General features: G+C 44.7%; 13 protein-coding genes, 1 pseudogene and 1 CRISPR repeat array. Of the genes and pseudogenes, 3 read left to right on the top strand and 11 right to left on the bottom strand.

Features of this window, described 5'->3' with window-relative positions; genetic code table 11:
* Positions 1-134 precede the first annotated feature (134 nt).
* Positions 135-1,370: a hypothetical protein gene (locus NDI48_17450; GenBank protein ID MEP0832959.1), complete on the top strand. Its 1,236-nt coding sequence runs from the start codon at positions 135-137 to the stop codon at positions 1,368-1,370.
* A gap of 26 nt (positions 1,371-1,396) precedes the next feature.
* Complete coding sequence (locus NDI48_17445; GenBank protein MEP0832958.1) at positions 1,397-2,119, top strand: NUDIX domain-containing protein; 723 nt, start codon at positions 1,397-1,399, stop codon at positions 2,117-2,119.
* Between the two features lie 506 nt (positions 2,120-2,625).
* Here NDI48_17445 and NDI48_17440 read toward each other — a convergent pair.
* The 10 genes and pseudogenes from NDI48_17440 to NDI48_17395 form a co-directional block, all read right to left on the bottom strand.
* A complete protein-coding gene (locus NDI48_17440; GenBank protein MEP0832957.1) occupies positions 2,626-2,880 on the bottom strand; it encodes a hypothetical protein in 255 nt (84 codons plus the stop codon).
* A 116-nt stretch (positions 2,881-2,996) separates the two neighbouring features.
* Positions 2,997-4,409: direct repeats of the CRISPR family, unit length 37 nt; unit sequence GTTTCAATCCCTGATAGGGATTAAGTGGAATTTAAAC.
* A gap of 251 nt (positions 4,410-4,660) precedes the next feature.
* Complete coding sequence (gene cas2 / locus NDI48_17435; GenBank protein MEP0832956.1) at positions 4,661-4,933, bottom strand: CRISPR-associated endonuclease Cas2; 273 nt, start codon at positions 4,931-4,933, stop codon at positions 4,661-4,663.
* A 2-nt stretch (positions 4,934-4,935) separates the two neighbouring features.
* Positions 4,936-5,940 (bottom strand): annotated as a pseudogene (gene cas1d, locus NDI48_17430) (type I-D CRISPR-associated endonuclease Cas1d).
* Between the two features lie 20 nt (positions 5,941-5,960).
* Positions 5,961-6,554, bottom strand: coding sequence for a CRISPR-associated protein Cas4 (gene cas4, locus NDI48_17425; GenBank protein ID MEP0832955.1), 594 nt, complete (start codon positions 6,552-6,554; stop codon positions 5,961-5,963).
* 185 nt (positions 6,555-6,739) lie between these two features.
* Positions 6,740-7,570 (bottom strand): CRISPR-associated endoribonuclease Cas6, encoded by an 831-nt coding sequence (gene cas6 / locus NDI48_17420; protein MEP0832954.1) that lies wholly within the window; start codon positions 7,568-7,570, stop codon positions 6,740-6,742.
* A 31-nt stretch (positions 7,571-7,601) separates the two neighbouring features.
* Positions 7,602-8,213, bottom strand: coding sequence for a hypothetical protein (locus NDI48_17415; protein MEP0832953.1), 612 nt, complete (start codon positions 8,211-8,213; stop codon positions 7,602-7,604).
* 36 nt (positions 8,214-8,249) lie between these two features.
* Positions 8,250-10,850 (bottom strand): CRISPR-associated helicase Cas3', encoded by a 2,601-nt coding sequence (gene cas3 / locus NDI48_17410; GenBank protein ID MEP0832952.1) that lies wholly within the window; start codon positions 10,848-10,850, stop codon positions 8,250-8,252.
* On the bottom strand, positions 10,843-11,670 hold the full coding sequence (locus NDI48_17405; protein MEP0832951.1) for a hypothetical protein: 828 nt from the start codon (positions 11,668-11,670) through the stop codon (positions 10,843-10,845). The genes cas3 and NDI48_17405 overlap by 8 nt, the downstream gene beginning before the upstream one ends.
* Before the next feature lie 3 nt (positions 11,671-11,673).
* The gene (locus NDI48_17400) at positions 11,674-12,579 is read right to left on the bottom strand and encodes a hypothetical protein (GenBank protein MEP0832950.1); all 906 of its coding nucleotides are present in this window, start codon (positions 12,577-12,579) and stop codon (positions 11,674-11,676) included.
* A 9-nt stretch (positions 12,580-12,588) separates the two neighbouring features.
* Positions 12,589-15,048 (bottom strand): hypothetical protein, encoded by a 2,460-nt coding sequence (locus tag NDI48_17395; GenBank protein ID MEP0832949.1) that lies wholly within the window; start codon positions 15,046-15,048, stop codon positions 12,589-12,591.
* 285 nt (positions 15,049-15,333) lie between these two features.
* Here NDI48_17395 and NDI48_17390 point away from each other — a divergent pair, with 285 nt between their 5' ends.
* On the top strand, positions 15,334-16,197 hold the full coding sequence (locus NDI48_17390) for a WYL domain-containing protein (protein MEP0832948.1): 864 nt from the start codon (positions 15,334-15,336) through the stop codon (positions 16,195-16,197).
* Positions 16,198-16,224: 27 nt separating this feature from the next.
* Here NDI48_17390 and NDI48_17385 read toward each other — a convergent pair whose 3' ends face one another.
* Positions 16,225-18,126 (bottom strand): AAA-like domain-containing protein, encoded by a 1,902-nt coding sequence (locus NDI48_17385; GenBank protein ID MEP0832947.1) that lies wholly within the window; start codon positions 18,124-18,126, stop codon positions 16,225-16,227.
* Positions 18,127-18,235 lie beyond the last annotated feature (109 nt).

Here is an 18,235-nt window from a genome sequence, read left to right as displayed (position 1 = left end):
GCCTGCACAATCACACCACGAAGCCGAATAGAAGCGCTTTACAGTCGAATTGTGGACGAAAAGAAAAGAGGTGAACCCAACACCAATCTTCTTAATCGTCGCTACTGTCACTCAACTCTAATAGGGCTTTTACCATGAACACCACCACCAGCAACTCATATCCTCAATCTTCCGTCACCACTGACAACGCTCCGGACAGTATCACCAACCAAGATACTATGGCGTTGATTGAGCTGTTGAAGGAAGAACTGACACATCAACTGGGTTCCTTACCCAGCAACGCTCTAACGGTAATCAAGCGCATCGTGGCAGAAGTGGAACGGATTTGTAGCAAGAGTGACCGCATTCAAAAGGGTGGTGACATTCGCTCCTGGCAGTTAACCTTGGCACGTCATCGTCTCTCTAAGTGTGTTGAGTACTATAATCTGGGTTCCAAGCAAGGTCGTGTGGAACTGCACAGCAACCTGAGCGTGATGATATATCGCCAGATTGCACCCTCTCAAGCGCAGTTAAGCTTTGCCGCGAGACGCCTATTAATTGAAGACTTCCTGCAAGACTTTTATGCCGATTCCCTCAAAGCGTTTAGGCGGGAAAATCAGTTAGCTGACAACCACACCCCCCGTACCAAAATCGAACTCGCTGAATACATGGGGTTTACTGAGCAATACGCCAAACGACGGGTGATGACCGGTTATGGTGCGGTGCAATTACTGGTGCTCAGAGCTAAAAGCTTTGCCAAACGCCAACCCACCGATACCGTCATGGATATTGAACAGGTAACAGAGTTTGCCAAAGGTGAAGAAGCACAGATGCAAAATCGCTCACCCATGATGCAGCAGGTGAGAGAGCGTCTGGTGGCTGAAACAAAAGACCCTCATGATGCAGTGCTGCGCGAGCGCGTTGTGGGTGAACTGGTACAATACCTAGAAAATCAGGGTCACAAAGACTGTGCAGATTACTTAATCTTAAAGCTGCAAGACTTTGCTGCACCGGAAATTGACAACATCATGGGTTTAACACCACGCCAACGGGACTATCTGCAACAGCGCTTTAAGTACCATGTGGAAAAATTCGCTCACACGTCTCACTGGCAACTGGTACACCAATGGTTAGGTGCCGACCTTGACCAAAAGCTGGGACTCTCATCTTCGCAGTGGGATGTATTTGTCGGGCAACTTGACCCCATGCAACAGCAGTTGTTGGATCTCAAACGGGCGAAAAAGAGCGATTTTGAGATTATGAAAGCTCTGAAAATTACACAGAAACAAGTGCAAAAGCGTTGGACTCAATTGTTGGATATGGCGAGTCTGGTTCGCAACAATGGAGTAGAGAGTGTTCAGAATGGCTCTAACCAGTCCGTGGCGGCCTAAGCTGGCTTCACAGGGATTGGAAAAGCATGAATCGGATGATTTTGAGTACTGCGATCGATAATGGGGTAGCCATGATTTCGGGAAAGATGCTTCAATTTAAACAAGATGCAGAAGAACTTTTCGATATCCTAGACCCAGTCACTGGTTATCCCACAGGGCAGACAAAAGCTCGATATTTAGTTCATCAAGAAGGGGATTGGCACGGCGCGTTTCATCTTTGGCTCGTCAATAATACTCAAGAGCCGATGATGTATTTACAACGTCGCAAGGAAGATAAAGATGTGGCTCCAGGATATCTGGATGTGCCGGTAGGGGGTCATTACCGTTCGGGCGAAAAGATGGCTGATGGGGTACGGGAAGTCCAAGAAGAGATTGGTTTAACGGTTAAATTGGAAGACTTGACACCACTGGGGAAGCGTTTGGTGGTTTATCGAGAGCAAGGGGTTAAAAATAATGAGCTTATTGATGTGTTTTTATATGAAACTGATTTAAGTATTGAGGCGTTTCAACTTCAGCCTGAAGAGTTGGCGGGTTTCTATGAGATACCGGTGAGGGAAATGTTGAAGTTATTTACGTTGGAGGGATATAGTTATCAAGCCCAAGGGGTGGAGTTACTGAATCGGCTGCCTCAACCGCATCAGCTTAATGTAACGAAAAACAGCTTTGTGCCCTCAATTGATGCTTATCCGTATAAAGTAGCGATTCAAGTTGAGAGATATTTTGAAGGAAAAGAGCATCTGTCAATTTGAGGATAGGGGAGTTTTAGGAAATAATGATGGAAACGACACATTTAATGGATTTGGTCGCTGGTGGGGTAGCACTGGCTATATTAATGGGCGGTCTGTTTATGTTATTTAAAGGTGTAGCGGCATTTGGAGATAAAGATAAATGAGTTCTAGGGATGCACCTGAAGCTAGGATGCGACTTTTCTCGATTTATCCGGAAACGGTTCTAAGGACGACGGATAAGGAAATAAGTAGATACACCCTGATGACTCCCCCAGTGCTTTAACGAGTTCTGGGGTTTTTTATTGGTGATGTTGCCTTTTTTAGGCAGAAAAATCGGTCTTACTTTTCATGGGATATGGAAAACCTCTCTCCAAACCTCTCTCCACCTCTCCCTAACCCTCTCCTTAAAGGAGAGGGAAGCGGATAATTTTTTTTGGCTGAGAGAGGCTTTGATTTTTCCTACAGATGGTGGTTCAAAGATAAATTTGCGTAAGTCCTAAAAAAGTAACCTTCCAAGCTGGGGTATCTTAAAGCTCACCAGGAATCTGTATTGCAGCGCCCGCTTTGATATCAGAGGAAGTATCTTCGCCTTCCGCAACTTGCCTATCCGCTTGTGTATCTTGCTTGGATTGCAAATCTTCTCTGGCTTGGGAATCGGATATCGCCTGTTCTCTCAAAACATCAGCGTTGGTTGAGGCTGCAACCTGCTTATCTGGGGTATCAACATCTCCAGGTGTTTCTAAGTCGGTGGGTCTGGTATTGGGGGATTGTGGGGTTGTCATAGGTCAGTGTAGAGTTATCGACTTTTACAGGCTATCTATGTAGCTAAGAGTCTTTCTTCTACCCATAGCCATGAATTTGTGGCGCAAAGAGTTTTTTCTATCCAGTGCTGCCACTTGTTTCAATCCCTGATAGGGATTAAGTGGAATTTAAACCACAGGCAATCGACTTGCTCGACATGGACAACCCAGAAGTTTCAATCCCTGATAGGGATTAAGTGGAATTTAAACTGAACTGCTATTAATTTAGCGCGGCTGTTGTCCTGGTTTCAATCCCTGATAGGGATTAAGTGGAATTTAAACTAACGTGAGCATTGAAATAATCCGATCGAGTCTGGTTTCAATCCCTGATAGGGATTAAGTGGAATTTAAACAAACTCACTACCCAGGCAGGGTAGTCAGATCAAGTTTCAATCCCTGATAGGGATTAAGTGGAATTTAAACCTGAGAACAGTTTGGGGTTCATCCCCTGCCGGGAAGTCAATGTTTCAATCCCTGATAGGGATTAAGTGGAATTTAAACCCCGCCCAACCGCTGCATTAAGCTGCTACGCAAAAGTTTCAATCCCTGATAGGGATTAAGTGGAATTTAAACAACTGAGGCTTTATACCCCCAACACAATCAACTGATTAGTTTCAATCCCTGATAGGGATTAAGTGGAATTTAAACGCTCAAAAGCAAAATCAACCCAATCGTTCAGAGCTGTTTCAATCCCTGATAGGGATTAAGTGGAATTTAAACCTGGGTTAGCCAATGACAGCGATCTGATAGGATTACTCGTTTCAATCCCTGATAGGGATTAAGTGGAATTTAAACAGATAATGTAACTGCCAGTCTGAAATATATACTAGTTTCAATCCCTGATAGGGATTAAGTGGAATTTAAACCTGCAAGCCTCTCTATTTTTACATTACCTGCTAATTTTCGTTTCAATCCCTGATAGGGATTAAGTGGAATTTAAACATCGATCATCGGTCGTGACAGCCCTCCTTTCTCTGGTTTCAATCCCTGATAGGGATTAAGTGGAATTTAAACCTATTAGTTTCGTTTAAAGTCTAACAGAGTTAAGTTTCAATCCCTGATAGGGATTAAGTGGAATTTAAACTTGTAGAATCGTTGCTGGGAGGGGCTTCTAAAAGCGTTTCAATCCCTGATAGGGATTAAGTGGAATTTAAACACGGATTGATGACGTGGTAAACGGCCCACTTGTTGTTTCAATCCCTGATAGGGATTAAGTGGAATTTAAACTCTTGCGTTTCGAGTTACGTCAACGCGATCGCGTTGTTTCAATCCCTGATAGGGATTAAGTGGAATTTAAACTCGTGGCGCTGGGAGTGGGTCATTCGTCAGCGCCTTGTTTCAATCCCTGATAGGGATTAAGTGGAATTTAAACAAGTTGACCACACCCCAACAACCGAGCCTTATGTTTCAATCCCTGATAGGGATTAAGTGGAATTTAAACAGACGCTTATACCATTAAGCGAATCAATGTACTGTTTCAATCCCTGATAGGGATTAAGTGGAATTTAAACCGCAGGCATCCAGGAACCATACTGTATTTAGTTTTCAAGGTTCAAATCCGACAAGGTCTCCTGAGTATACCATTTCAGTCTTAGGGCGAAACAAGTCCCCCAAAACAAAAATAGATAAAACCATTATATAACAAGCTTTTCAAGAAATCCGACAACCTCCTAAAAAGGGAAAAGGCTGCAAACCCTTGTATCGTCAGGAATACAGCCCCAAAAAATCCCCCTCCTATCTCAACACCTATAGGTTGTCGGATTTAGGCAAAGAAAATCGTATCATCCCGCAATTGCTCACCCCCGATCCGTTCCACCTTTCCCTGACAACACTGGCAAAGGAAATAAAAACGGATACTATCTTGGTCAGGCTTAATCACCTTACGCAAACGCGATCGCAACTTAGCATACTGAGTATCTGTCAAACTGCACTCAAACACACTGTACTGCATCCATTGCCCGTAGGACTTGAGAATACTATGAATTTTAGTCCGGCGCTTATCTTCCGGAATATCGTAAGACACGACTATATACATAATTAATACACTACTAGCGGTGGATACTTCTCAATTTCGCCCATCAAATACTTCGCCAACAGACGCGCCTGAATCTCAAACGCTTCCTGATACGTGCATTTACGTCCCAACACCGGATGCTTAAACTGTGACTGCTTCTTCATTTCATACTGCCTCAAAAATTCTCGCCGTCCCTCCACCGACAGCAACACCGCATTACTCAACGGTTCGCTAGTAAAATCAGCAGGCTTGAGAATACGCTGATTAATCGCATTCAAAACCATCGAATCTACTACCAACGGACGAAATTCCTCCATCAAATCCAGTGCCAAACCAGGACGACCATAATGCTCAAAGTGGAGATACCCTAAATAGGGGTCAAACCCCACAATATTCACCGCACTTTGGACATCGTGACGCAATAAAGAATAGCCAAAACTCAACAACGCATTCACTGGATCAGTCGGTGGGCGACGGCGTCTGGCGGCAAAACTAAATCCCTCAACCCGAATTAATTGATTAAACGCCCCAAAATACGCCGCACTTCCTGCCCCTTCCAAACCTCGCAGAGAATTAATCGAATTTGTTTTGTCAATGGGTGCGATCGCATTTTGCACCCGATCAATTGCAGCTTACCAATCTAATTCTGGATATTTGCGCTGATTTCGATTAAGAATTGAACGATAATTCTTCAACTTCCCCCGCACAAATCCCCGCACCACATGCACCGATTGTTCGGTTTCTCCTGCCGCTTGCCACTGCGCCTTTCTTACAAAAATATTCTTTGTCATTTCCGGTTCCAATCGCCCCAAATATTTACCCGTTCCCATCATGAAACTCAACGGAATCTTCCGTTCCATCAATTCCGATACAACAGCCGGAGAAACCGTAGCCCGTCCCAAAACAACCACCCCTTCCACTTTAATGAAGGGTACATCGAGAATATTTTTCTTGTCTGCTTTAACAATCAGACGTTCGTCGGTTTTCCCGATAAATGAATCTTCTTGAGTAATGTAAACCGTTCCCATGAGATTAACTGTTGTGATAATTAGTTGACTTCTTGATAGCGACCCACTTTAGTCGCAGCTTGAGGCAAACATTGGGCGGAAAGACTGCATCCAGAACAGCGTTTGCTGTAAACGGGTTGGGGCATGATGCCTGTTTGCAGTAATGTTGTAACGGATTGGAGGGTTGCGATCGCATCTTCTCGCAATTGATCTGAAATCTCGACAAGTTGGCGCTGGTGAGAGTGGGCGTAGTAGATATAGCCTTGAGTAATGGTTTGTCCTGTCATCTCCTCAAGGCACAACGCTTGAGCACAAACTTGCAACTCATCGTTATCCCATTCGCCCTTGCGTCCCCGCTTGTACTCAACGGGATAAAGTTGACCCGATTCTGATTCGATTAAGTCCGATTTTCCAATCAGTTTGTAATGTTCTGATTTGAGCCAAATGGCTCGAATCTGCCAGGTTTCTTCTCGGTGTCCTTCGCCTTGGGTGTGGACGCGATCGTGTAAGCTGGTGCCTTCAATCGTGTATTGATTATCGATAAACTCTCCGGCACAGAACATTCGCCAGCAGCGATGAGGGCAGTAAGCATATTGGTTGAGTGATGCGATGGGGATGTAATCTGTGTCGTTCATAGATTTCGAGTAAGGTACCTTCACTTGCAAGGGAATTAATTCCCTTGCTAATACATCAAGTCCACTTTAGTGGACTAAAGATTATTGATTAATTCCTAGTCCTCTGAAGAGGACTTAATCTATGAGCCAAGGAATTAATTCCCTGGCGGTTGTGTGAAACAAACCATCAATAAAAAAACCGTCACTTAGGAATGACTCAACCGCCCTACCATCCCCATACCCATCGTTGTTTTGCGTCCAACACCACTATAGAGAGCAAAGTTGGCTAAGGCGTTAATCTGCTGAATCACAACAGGTTCAACATCACCCAAAATCCGAAAATGCATCGCCCCAACACAGCCGATAAACTTGCTACGAGAGTCGGTAACCATTTCAGTGTGAATATCAAAAAAACTGGGAAAAATAGACTCAATTAAGGTTTTTGGCAGTTCAATGCTGCTGTATTGATTCCAGCGCTTAATCAGACTATTAAACACCAAGTCTCGTGTGGGTAAAGCACAGTCATAGTTGCTTTGTCGGAAGGCAGTGGGTGTACAAAAAGCCAACTCGATTTGGCGATTACTATCTGAGGATTGGTCATAAAGTTGAGCATAACTGATAGCATTTGCCCAAGGTTGAGTCGATTGGGGAGTGCCTAGGATACTGGTAATATGCAAGTCAGCCGGCCCCAGATGCCAAGGGTGATTGGGGTTAAGGTTGAGCCACAGTTGGGTTAGTTTGCTGAATAGGGTGTCATCGAGGAGGGAGATGCGCCACCAGCAAGGTGTAGCCGCAGAGATGGGTTTGGTGTGTTCCCATTGCAGAGTAGGGGCACGGCATACCGTGCCCCTACGCACGACTTGCAAAGGGCTGAGGGTAAAGGGTTTGTCAGCCTTAGATTCATGGAGGTAGTCACCCAATTTGCGATCGACGGAACTGACGAGGGTGAGGAAGAGGGCGTGTAAATGCCTTCCGGTGAGGTATTGGAGGGGGATGGGTGATTGGGGGAGGAGGTTGAGGACGAGGCTATGGGGCATAGTTTAGATTCAATGAATGAAAATTGATGGTCTATGCGACCAACGATTGAACTAGAATTCGCATCAGTGGCTCTAAATCATCTGGAACTCGATAGCTATCTAAGCCTTGTTCAAAGTGTTTTGTTGCTCGATTGAGTCGTCCAAAGTGCCATATTTTTCCAGTTGTGACAGCACCAATTAGAGTAGATTGTGCTGGAGTTTTATCCCACTGATCGAGCGCAATCATTTCGGCTGCAAGTTGTGTAAAACCATAAGTCAAATCTTCTCGTTTTGCCTCTATTACTAAAACCTCTGCTTGCGTTCTCAACAGATAATCTAAGTAAACTTGCAGTTGTTCTGTAACTTTTAGTGGATACTCAATTCGTAGTTGAGCTTTGGTATAGTGAACTAGATCCAGAACAACTTGCGAAATCAAAACTTCTCGTCGAGAGGTTTCACTGGCAAGGCTTACATAGGGCAAGACTTCTTCAATACGCGATCGCAGTTCTTCTAAGCGATCTAATTCTCCATTATACTGAGGTAAGTTGAGCCGAGTTCGTTCAAGTGTGTAGCCAAACTCAGTAGCGAGATCGTCAGGCTCAATCTGGAGTTCAAAAATTTTGCTGAACGTATAGGATTGATTGGGATTTAGTAGCTTTGCCATAATCATGACTCCTACTGGATGGTTCACTCCTCGAATCTATTCATCTAGAGACTTGATATAACTGATAACAGCTTTGTGCTGACCTGTGATATACAAAAGCTTTTCTTCAGCACCATCTGTCCATTTTTTGACGAATATTTTAGGAATTTCCACAAATCCTAACTTCTCATCATAGTCATACGGTGGTAAATTCACGTCAACACCATCAGGAGAAATCCTTACGGTAATTTCCTTTCCATAAGCTGACCCCCATCCGAGAAGATGTTCATCATCCCACTGACTTTTTTCTTTGTCATATCGTTTTTCATAAGCATAGATATCAGCATACTTTTGTCCATTAGCCAACCTATCAATAGGGACTGAGATACTATGCCCTTTACCAAGATGAACCAAATTAATCGATGGTTTCCAACTTCGAGTAGGAATTAATCCCCGTTGATGCAGAGGTTGACACGTTAAGTCAGCGCTATAAACATAGTCATGCAGCATGGAAAAAAGTTCTACGACTCGATAGTCTTCAACCTGCTGCGATCGCGAAATATATTGAGAGATAAGCTGAGTATCAAAATGTTTTAGAGATCGCAGTGTTTCTTGATACTTTTGCCAGCCAGCTTCATCCAGACTATTTGCAAAATCAGGAATGCGATCGCCTACAACAATAACTTTTGCATGTGGGCTATTCCCTTTACGGTTACAGCGTCCTGCTCTCTGAATCAAATTTTCAGGTGGGCAGATTTGGGAAACCAAAACCTCAGCATTGAGATCGCAGCCAACTTCGATTGCACTGGTTGTCACCACAATGTAAGGTTGCTTATCATCATCTCGTTGCTTGATAGCTTGATAAAGTTTAGGTCTTAGTTGTTCAGCAATGCGACCGTGATAAAGAAATAGCCATCGATTCTCAGAAGTGGTATCGCATCCAAGTGTATCTTTGAGTTGTTGATAGATTGCAGCCGCATCTCTGACACTTTCAGCTACTGCAATGATTCTACTGTGCTGGTTTCGAGACTTCCACTCATTGACAATAATATCTGCGAAATTTTTTTGAAAACTATCAGGATTTCTAAAATCTCCTGGTTCTTCTCGATTACAGACTAGATGCTCCTTCCACTCAAAGCATCGCTCAGGTTGTTGAGAAAACTTAGTTGTGTAGTCGATAGTCTCTAAATAATCAAACCGTTTAGCCAGTTCTGGTGGCATGGTTGCCGTCATCAGGACAAGCGATCGCCCAGCCTCATATAGTGCCTTGACTAAGCTCTGGAAATTTGTGAACGAAATTTCATCGTAAGTATGAGATTCATCAAAGCCAATCAGAGTTTTAGGTTGATTGATTCGGAGTGGAAAAACGAAAGACTTTTGCTTATCTCCAAAGGAGAAGTAGCGATATAGGAACTTGTCAATCGTAGTTAAGATAACGTCTCCCTTATAAAGGTGGCGACGAAGATTGATATTGAGGGTTGCGGTAATATCCTTACCATTTTTGTAGACCCGCCTATACATCTGGGAGCCTGTATCTACAACCATTGAGATTTCGCGATCTTTGTTCTCTGGAAAGATATCCGGATCTGAGAACTTGATTAGATATTTTTCAATTCGTTCCTTTTGGTCTTCTAAGAGGCTTCGAGCAGGTAATGGCAAAAACAGACGATATCCTCTGGCTAGTGCAGGAAAAAGAATAGATTCGGTCTTGCCTGTTCCTGTAGGAGCTTTTAGCAGAATAGCCGGATGTTCTGTTGCAGCGATCGCCCTAAACATTTCTTCCTGCATTGGGTTGGGCGAAAATCCAGCAAGCTGTTGATAGAAGGTGTCACCGTCTTGTGGCTCAAGATATTTCTGTGACAAAGGCTTCAGAGTTATGTGCCTCTTTTCAGCCTTGGGATTATTTTCCTGAGTATGCCACCAGGTTTTTACAATTCGATCTAACTCATCTCCTACTTTGGACGCTGAATTGCGCTCGCTCAGCTCCTTTAGTTTCGCCTTTTCCTCATTCGAGAGGTTCTTAGACCAATACCTGAAAGTTAAATCAAGTTTCTCTTGCTTAAACGGCCACGGATCGAGTTGATAGGTTTGGTCATCTGCCTTAGAGAGAGTGTAATCCATAAAGGTGCGAGACTCTGCCTGTTCCTCATCTCCGAGAATGCGACAAGCTAGTTCTGCCTCAATCTGGTCACACATTTCCAGAATGTAGAGTTCTTCAGCGTATGCCAACGGATTCTGATTCAAGACGGATGTATAAGCTGAATCCTTCTTAAGTTGGTAAGCATCTTTGGTAAGTTCTCCAACAGAGAAGTCATGATGCCCCCTCGCAAGTGCTTGTGCCCAAGTATCTTCACTCTTAGCCAGAAAGCGATGCCCTCGAAATGAGTAGATGTAGTTATTAAACTTGCCCTTAGCATTAATGTTGACCTGAATAGCAAAGCGTTGAGGCTTACCCATATCGTGTAAGTCTGTCGCCTTCAGAACTCGTGGGCGTGAATCATTACAGGGAAAATCTTTCCATTGCTTTACAAGTCGTCTGACATTCCCAACATGATCGCCGAGAGGCTGTAAACGCACTTCGTCTAAGTCTGGTTTGACTTCACCGGGAAAGAAAACTCTGCCAAAAATGTATGGGCGTTGATGTTTCTGTTTAGGCATGAATTTTATCTCTCAACAGATTGACGAGGGAAACAGGGATATGGATGTTATCTCTATCGGTGTAGTAATTAAGAGTGGGAGGTTGCCCAATATCTCTGGAGAAGTAAGCAGCTACGAAGGGAACAAAACCATCCACTGCACTCGGTTGAGCGTCTAAGAAACCATCCCTATCGGTTTGGGCTTGAGCCTTCGCTGTCCAGTTGTACCGATAGAGGTTGTAAACATCACACCCGCCAACGAACTGATTGCTTTGGAGAAATGCCTCCATTGGAGTGATGGTGGATGGGTAAGCTGCAATAGTTTCCTGGCATAGCTCTAGAATGTCTGAAACATCACTAACTACTGCAAAACCTTCTTTCCCTAGCTTGCAACCGTAAGCCTCTAGGTCTTGAAAATGTTCTAAGCCTTGTGGTGAATCAGCAACAATATACCCAACCAATTCCTCAGTAATAAAGTATTCCCAAGTGTGAAGCTGAAAATTGGCTTTGTCTTCATCCTGATAGAGTCGGGAAAAGGAATCGTGATTGAACTCTCGCATTCCTTTTCGGTAGGTGCGATGCACGCCTCTCCAGGCTGAGTCAGCTGGATATGCCCCTAAAGCTAAATACTGGGAAGGTAGGGCATAAATTGGTGGATTATCTTTGTTGATAAGTGTTTCCGGAATATCTAATCCAGCGCTCATCATGCCTAGCCTACGTAAGTAGCCAGAGAATGTTGTTGGTGGTACAAACGCATAGGTAGCAATATTGAGAATTGACCCCGGTAGGATGCGAAAGGTCATCGCTGCCGTAGGTTGAAGGGTAAGTTTGACGCAGTACATGATTTACGCCTGCAAAACGGTTTTAACAAACTGGATAGAGTACTCTTGTAATTTGTGCAGGGCATTTTGACCAACCCATCGAGCAAAATACTTTGTCTTGAAATTCGGTTGAGTCCCCGTGTATTCAGCATCATCACCGTTATCAGATGTATTCACATCATTGGCATCATTGATAAAGTTTTTGATCGCGTCTTCTGGATTGGTGATTGACGGCGAAATAACTGGACGCTTGCCTCTGGGCACAAGGTAGCGATCGACTACGAGTAAAGGCATATGATTGCTGTCTTCTGCGATCGCAATTCCCTTGGGATTACCAGAACCAATACGAGGTAATGCATCTAGGAAAGCATAAGCAACTGAAGCGAACTCCTGATCGGTAACGCTCAACGCATGGTTCGACACTGGATAGAGCAATCCAGGTTGGTTGTACTCTCGTTTAAAGGGAATAGGAGTTTCATCTTTTTGATTGACGAGTAAACCTGGGTGCATTGCTCGTTGCTTCTCCACTGGATACAGTCCTTGAACCGCAACACCTCCGCCATGCGTCACACGACCGATGAGGGTTCGCTTACCTGGGTCAAGTGCGCCGTAGGGAGCGCAAATTGGACAATCTGGTTTGGCACAGGTTTTGGGAATACCGCATTCGAGCTTGTCACCCAACAACTCACCACTTTTAACAGGTGCCCAAAGTAAACAGCGACGCTCTACGCCTCTGCGCTTTGTGGGTGAGATGTAACATTTTTCCAACGATTGACCATTCTTGGTTTCCAACTTGATCATTTCGACCAGATTGACATTCACCTGCACCTCATGACCCAGATAAAGCTCTTGCGAACCTTCAAGGATGGCGTAGATGTCGAAATGAAAACGAGGATTTTTAACGTCCGTTTTGGGTAATCCAGTTGCCATAGCTACTTCTCAATTTGTAGATTTCAGTTTGCGAACCAATTCAGGAAAACGAGTGTATAGAGAAAGCTTGAGATTGTAGGTAAGTTCTTTCCAGTCTTTCTCTTGGGCGTAGTCCTTTGTACTCGAAAAGTGAGTGTACACTCGCGTTAAGTCATCGGCATAAAGCTGCAAATACAGCTTGCCCTTGTCATCTTTTTGCTCTCGATCAGTAATACCCAAGTCTTCCAATAGTGCTTTGGCTTGACTGTAGATAAAATCGCAATCAGGGTTGCGATATAGCCTTGCCTGCACACTGGTTTTCTTTGCATCGCCCAATGTAGCGTAGTAGTTGAATGCTACTGCATCATCAACTTTTTCAATCAGTTTGCTCACTTCCCGTTCAGCATCTTCTGGCTTCATTAAGCTTTTTGCAGTACTCTCAAGCGATTGAGCAAAGGCATAGGTTAAGCCAGTGAGAGCGGCTATATGCTGATATAGTCTTGCTCGTTTGGGTAATTGATTATTTGAATCCATACTTTCTTTCCTAGAGTTCAAATCCTTCTGAATTGCCTCCCAATACAGTTCGCGAATTTGCTCTAGCTTCAATCGGTCTGAAAAGCTAGAAGCCTTAGCAAGGTTATAATCTGCCAGATACGGCAAATCTTGCTCTATACATCGCACAGCATCCCCTAGCGTCATGTTGATCTCTTTTCCGGCAGCAATGACAGATTGCCCATAGCTTGTCATTAGTCCTTTAATGAGAAGGAGATGACGACTGGGTAAGGAAACTGATTGGCTTCCTTGCAAAACCAGCGAAAACTGAAAGTCTGTCAAAACTTCAAGCGGAAACATTGAAGCAACTTTGGCGTAGGCATACTGCACCTGTCCTAGTTTTTGAGATGCCAATTCTCCACTGCTAGTCTTGTCTGAAGCGAGAATCACATAACGACCAGCACTCAAATGCATCTCTTTATTCGTTAGCATTCTGAGGTAGTCTTTGAGTTTTACTTCAGAGGCTGCACTGCCATTGGCAGAGGTAAGGCGTAGAGTAATGCTTTCATCAGTGACCTTTAAGGGTGAAGCAAACGCTAGAGCAGAACACGATGCACAAATATGTGGTCTACCTTCACCGGATGATGATTGCCGACGCTGAGATGGACGCTCAAACATAAATCGCAGAACCTGCCATCGAGCCGTTTTGGGGTCAAGCGCAACTCCGCAGGAATAACAGAATTCTTTACTGTCATCTCCGGGCGATCGCATCTCTGGTAAAGTTGGCTGTTCAGTCAGCAATGGTTCTGGTCGTGGCTCGAACTGCTGCAACTCCAAAAGGCGATACATCTCAGTTACACACTGAGTAAAAATATTGCCACGAGTAGAGTTAATTTGATCGGTTGCTCTCCTCTCAAAGTTTTTCGCGATCGCTGCAATAGTCTTGAACTTCTCTGGGTTTCGCTGTGCATCTAGACGAACAAACTCAAATGGATCGCCCTTAGACTCCTGAAATAGAGCGAGTTTTTCTTGAATAGAATCCTGTGAGAATACCAGCTTGCTACTCAATTTCTCCTGTTGCTTCTGCAACTTTCGTTGTTCAGTCTTAGCAATTCCTGGTTGAGACAGTTGCTCTTGAAGTACAGATAGTTCTTTCCATGCAGCACTCTGTTCTTCTAACGATTTGCCGAAACCCTTCAAAAAATAGTCAGTATATTTCTGAGCCTCCTTATCCTGCATCGCTTGTTTATCTTGCAGCTCTTTAGCCTTAGATTTACGTTCTTTTTCGCTCAAATCAAGGTTTTCAAGCTCTCGTATCAAAGTGTTGATTTTACTTTGTCGTTCCTTTTGCCGTTCCCTAACACGGTAAATAACCTGGTAGTACCATGCAGCAAGAACATTTGCCTGATTTCGGGTCAGGACAGGAATATCCAGAGTGCTGAATCCCCGCCCAGACAAGGTAACGGCATTCAGCATTACAATAAATGTCTGCACCAATCCTGGAAGCTGGTACTCACTCTTGCCATAAGCCGAGAAAGCAACCTCTTCTAGAAACTTTTTCCAGAGTGCTGGAAAGTTAGGAATCGTCTTATTTGGAAGGAAAACCTGAAGGTGGCGATCGCTCTCATTTAACACCACAATCTGCTGCAATTTTTGCAGATATTCCAAGAAGCGATCGATTGCGCTTTCAATAGCTAACCGTGCCTGTAATTCTCCAGGTAGCGGCGACTTGTACAAAATCTGAGTTCTGCCAATGTCCTGACCTTGATAGATGACTTGATCGCCTTTGAAGTCCAGTTTCAGTGACTGGTCAGCCTCAGGGTTACGTTTCAGCCTTAATTCCCGAACGAGCTTAGGATGCCCGAAGGTGTGCGCGATTGCGGCTGAATCTGGCTTGCTTGCTAGCACCGTAATCAACTCTGACCTCTGAACAGATATGACATCTGCAATTAAGGCACTAATCAGTATTTTGGTGTTTTGAGCCGTTTCAGTGATCATGCTGAGTTTCGTGGGAGCGTCCCAGTTTCAAAAATGAGTCTATGGGAGCAAACAAAGACTTGGAATCGTGAATTTTACGGATATTTCAATCTCAATCAATTCCTGCTTTGGCTGTTTTTCCGTGTTTCCTCGGACAAATTCCCAAATCAGGCGATGCCAGTACACTCCCGTGAAAGGAACATTCTCCTCCGCGGTTGTCCCTACACTTGATGCCACTAGCTCAATATACAATTACAAAAAAGAGTATTGCACGGTTAATCCAAAAGTGCAAGTATAATTTGGGAAATGCCGAGAAAAAAAGAAACAATTACACTGTCAATTCCGCCAGGAACCAAGGAGCAGCTAGAAGCGATCGCACGTCGCCTGAACATCCTTTGGGGCAAAGAACCCAGTATTTCAGGGCTAATTGTCGCGATCGCACAACAAGCTGTAGAAGTCGGACAGCCCTTTACCCTAAACTCAAGCCAGGTCAAAGCCTTGCAGCAAGCGATAAAAGCCTTAAAGGATGCAGGTCAGGTCGGGGAAGCCCAAACTGTACTTGCACTTTTGCTAGACAAAGGCAAACTCGAAGCTCCCCTGCGTCAATCCCTGCTGCAACAAGTCAGCCAACCTGCCCAAGGATGGCGGATATTGATTGAGGATTTGATTAACAAACAACAGCCCTTCCATCTGGTCTACCGGAATTCCCAAAATCAGGAACTAGAGTACACAGTCCGTTATGCCGAGATTCCCTTCTATGAAAAACGCTTTTACCTGCAAGTTTGGTGTGAAGAAACAAAAGACGTAGAAGAGGATATCCCTGAACTGTCAGAACTTTGGCACAATCGATGCTTGCGTTTCGACCGGATTCGGTCAGTTTTGCCGATAAGTGGGGATTGGCAGGGTCAACTGGACTACATCAAAGTATACTTACAGTTTCGGGGCTGGCTGGCAAAAGCCTATGAACCTAAAGACGATGATCTAGAAAATGAACTCATGGGAGACGTGCGAAATGTGGTGCGGCGAGTTGCCAATCCCTTCTGGCTGATTCGAGAAGTATCCCGGTACTGGGAAGATTGCGTAATTCTAGCGCCCGATAGCTTGCGCGATCGCCTCAAGCAGAAGCTTCGCAGCCTCTGCCATTTATACGACATCGAGACTAGGAGTTAACTCCGAACTCATATCAGCCGATTCTCCTTAGGGAGACGCTAGCCGATCGCGAAAATAGAGCCGATACAAATCACACAACGGTCTCACCGTATTCCCCTGAAACTTAACTAACCCCATGCTGCGTAATTTAAACGCCTCTGCCGTCCTAATCTCGATTGGACTTTCTGCTGCCACCACTTGTTTAACAGCAGCCACCAACTCCGTATTTTCATGTAAATTCAACAGATGGCGACGAAGATGATCATAATATGGCCCTTCTTCCGTAGGAGCCACTTTCAGCAGTTGTTCTAACGTCATTCTTCCCCGTGCAATTTGATAGAGCGCCACCCGTACTAGATAAGGATGCCCACCCACCATTGCCATCAGGCGATCGAATTGGTGGGCTGAAAAACTTAATCCATGCCGCCTGACTAAATCCTCAACTTGTGCCTGATTCAACTCTGGCAACTCAATCGGTAATCCCACATTAAACGGTGATTGATTAATATTTAAGGGAATATAAACTTCCTTAGAATGCACAATCACCAACCTCAGCTTTTGCCAAACCGCCTCATTCTTGCCCCGCTCATGCCATGCTCTGAGCAGGCCAAAAAAATCTGTCGCAATATCAGGATGTTGGAAAATTTGATCAACTTCATCCAATCCTAAAACCATAGGACTGGTCAGCTCAGATAACAAATATCGTTGGAAATAATTGGTACACTTATTCTTACTGCCAAGAATGCCCTTCCAATAAATATCCAGCTTATCTTCTCGATTCAATTCCCAAGAAATACTGGCACAGAACCACTGCAAAAATTGGTCTAAATTGGTGAGAAACTCGGCATCGGCTGACTGAAAGTTCAACGAGGCGGTATGATAACCCTGCTCATTGGCGCGATCGAGAATTCGGCTCATGAGAGACGTTTTGCCCATCTGCCGAGGCGCTTTGACTCGGATTAATGCCCCTGGCTTGATAATGGCTTCGTAGCAGTCCGCTTCAATTGGCGGACGCTCCACATAAAAAGCCGACTCCAAACCCACTTGACCCTCCGGTTCGTCCAATGTCGGAAGTCCCAGAGGCTGCCAAAGGATTGTTGAATCTGACTGCCCAGGCTGTTGGTGGAGCAGTCTCTCCAGTGCTTGCAAAGCTTCTATGGCACTCTGGTAGCGCTGCCGATAATCATAGCGCACCATCTTATCTAAAATTGCCGCAAAACCGGGGCTGACGGGAGCTAGGTCTTTGAATAATTCACAACTGAACTCCCCTGTCAATGAATCGTGCGGTAATTCTCTAGGATTCATCCCTGTCAAGGCTTGCAGACAAACCATGCCAACCGCAAAGATATCGCTACTAAAGTGAGGTCTACCAGCAACTTGTTCGCTGGGCATATAACCCGGAGAGCCGATGACAATGGTTAAGCTCGTTTGTCCAGAGGGATTCCTGACTTGGGCACTAACTTCTTTAACGGCTCCAAAGTCGATGAGAACAATCTTGCCATCTCTGCTACGTCTAATTAAGTTGGCGGGTTTGATATCGCGGTGGATCACATTTTGCTGATGGACAAACACCAGCACCTCTAAGATGTCCTGCAAAAGGGGTATGACCGAGGCCTCGCTCAACTGCGTGCGCTCAGCAAGTTCTTGGTTTAAAGGCTGACCTTCGATATATTCTTGAACCAAATAAAACTCATTGTCTTGTTCAAAGTGAGCCAACAGGCGGGGTAGCTGGTCATGATCACCCAAGCGGTATAAGGTTTGAGCTTCGCGATTAAATAAGCGTTTTGCCATTTCTAAGGTGGCATTATCCGTCGCTTTGGGCTTGAGTTGCTTAACGACACATAGGGGTTTGCCGGGTAAATGGCTGTCTTTCGCCAGAAATGTCTGACCAAATCCACCAGCGCCTAGATGTCGGACGATTTGATAGTGACCCGCCAGTGTTGTTTCCATGAGGGTGTCTTAGCGATTGATGCGATAAGCTATTGTCCATTGATCCAGCTTAGACCTAGTAAATCACGAGTTCCTCAACACCACGATTGATGAAAGACTGGAAAAAAAA

It is taken from the genome of Microcoleus sp. AS-A8 (genome assembly GCA_039962225.1).
Taxonomy (GTDB): Bacteria; Cyanobacteriota; Cyanobacteriia; order Cyanobacteriales; family Coleofasciculaceae; genus Allocoleopsis.
The sequence above is the reverse complement of the archived record's forward strand: the minus strand, read 5'-3'. Positions and strand labels throughout refer to the sequence as shown.

Coding starts and splice junctions, on each gene's coding strand:
- NDI48_17415 (MEP0832953.1), bottom strand. CDS start 8,213: ATGGCAAAGCTACTAAATCCCAATCAATCCTATACGTTCAGCAAAATT.
- NDI48_17400 (MEP0832950.1), bottom strand. CDS start 12,579: ATGGCAACTGGATTACCCAAAACGGACGTTAAAAATCCTCGTTTTCAT.
- NDI48_17385 (MEP0832947.1), bottom strand. CDS start 18,126: ATGGAAACAACACTGGCGGGTCACTATCAAATCGTCCGACATCTAGGC.
- cas4 (MEP0832955.1), bottom strand. CDS start 6,554: ATGAACGACACAGATTACATCCCCATCGCATCACTCAACCAATATGCT.
- NDI48_17450 (MEP0832959.1), top strand. CDS start 135: ATGAACACCACCACCAGCAACTCATATCCTCAATCTTCCGTCACCACT.
- NDI48_17440 (MEP0832957.1), bottom strand. CDS start 2,880: ATGACAACCCCACAATCCCCCAATACCAGACCCACCGACTTAGAAACA.
- NDI48_17390 (MEP0832948.1), top strand. CDS start 15,334: ATGCCGAGAAAAAAAGAAACAATTACACTGTCAATTCCGCCAGGAACC.
- NDI48_17395 (MEP0832949.1), bottom strand. CDS start 15,048: ATGATCACTGAAACGGCTCAAAACACCAAAATACTGATTAGTGCCTTA.
- cas3 (MEP0832952.1), bottom strand. CDS start 10,850: ATGCCTAAACAGAAACATCAACGCCCATACATTTTTGGCAGAGTTTTC.
- cas6 (MEP0832954.1), bottom strand. CDS start 7,570: ATGCCCCATAGCCTCGTCCTCAACCTCCTCCCCCAATCACCCATCCCC.
- cas2 (MEP0832956.1), bottom strand. CDS start 4,933: ATGTATATAGTCGTGTCTTACGATATTCCGGAAGATAAGCGCCGGACT.
- NDI48_17445 (MEP0832958.1), top strand. CDS start 1,397: ATGAATCGGATGATTTTGAGTACTGCGATCGATAATGGGGTAGCCATG.
- NDI48_17405 (MEP0832951.1), bottom strand. CDS start 11,670: ATGTACTGCGTCAAACTTACCCTTCAACCTACGGCAGCGATGACCTTT.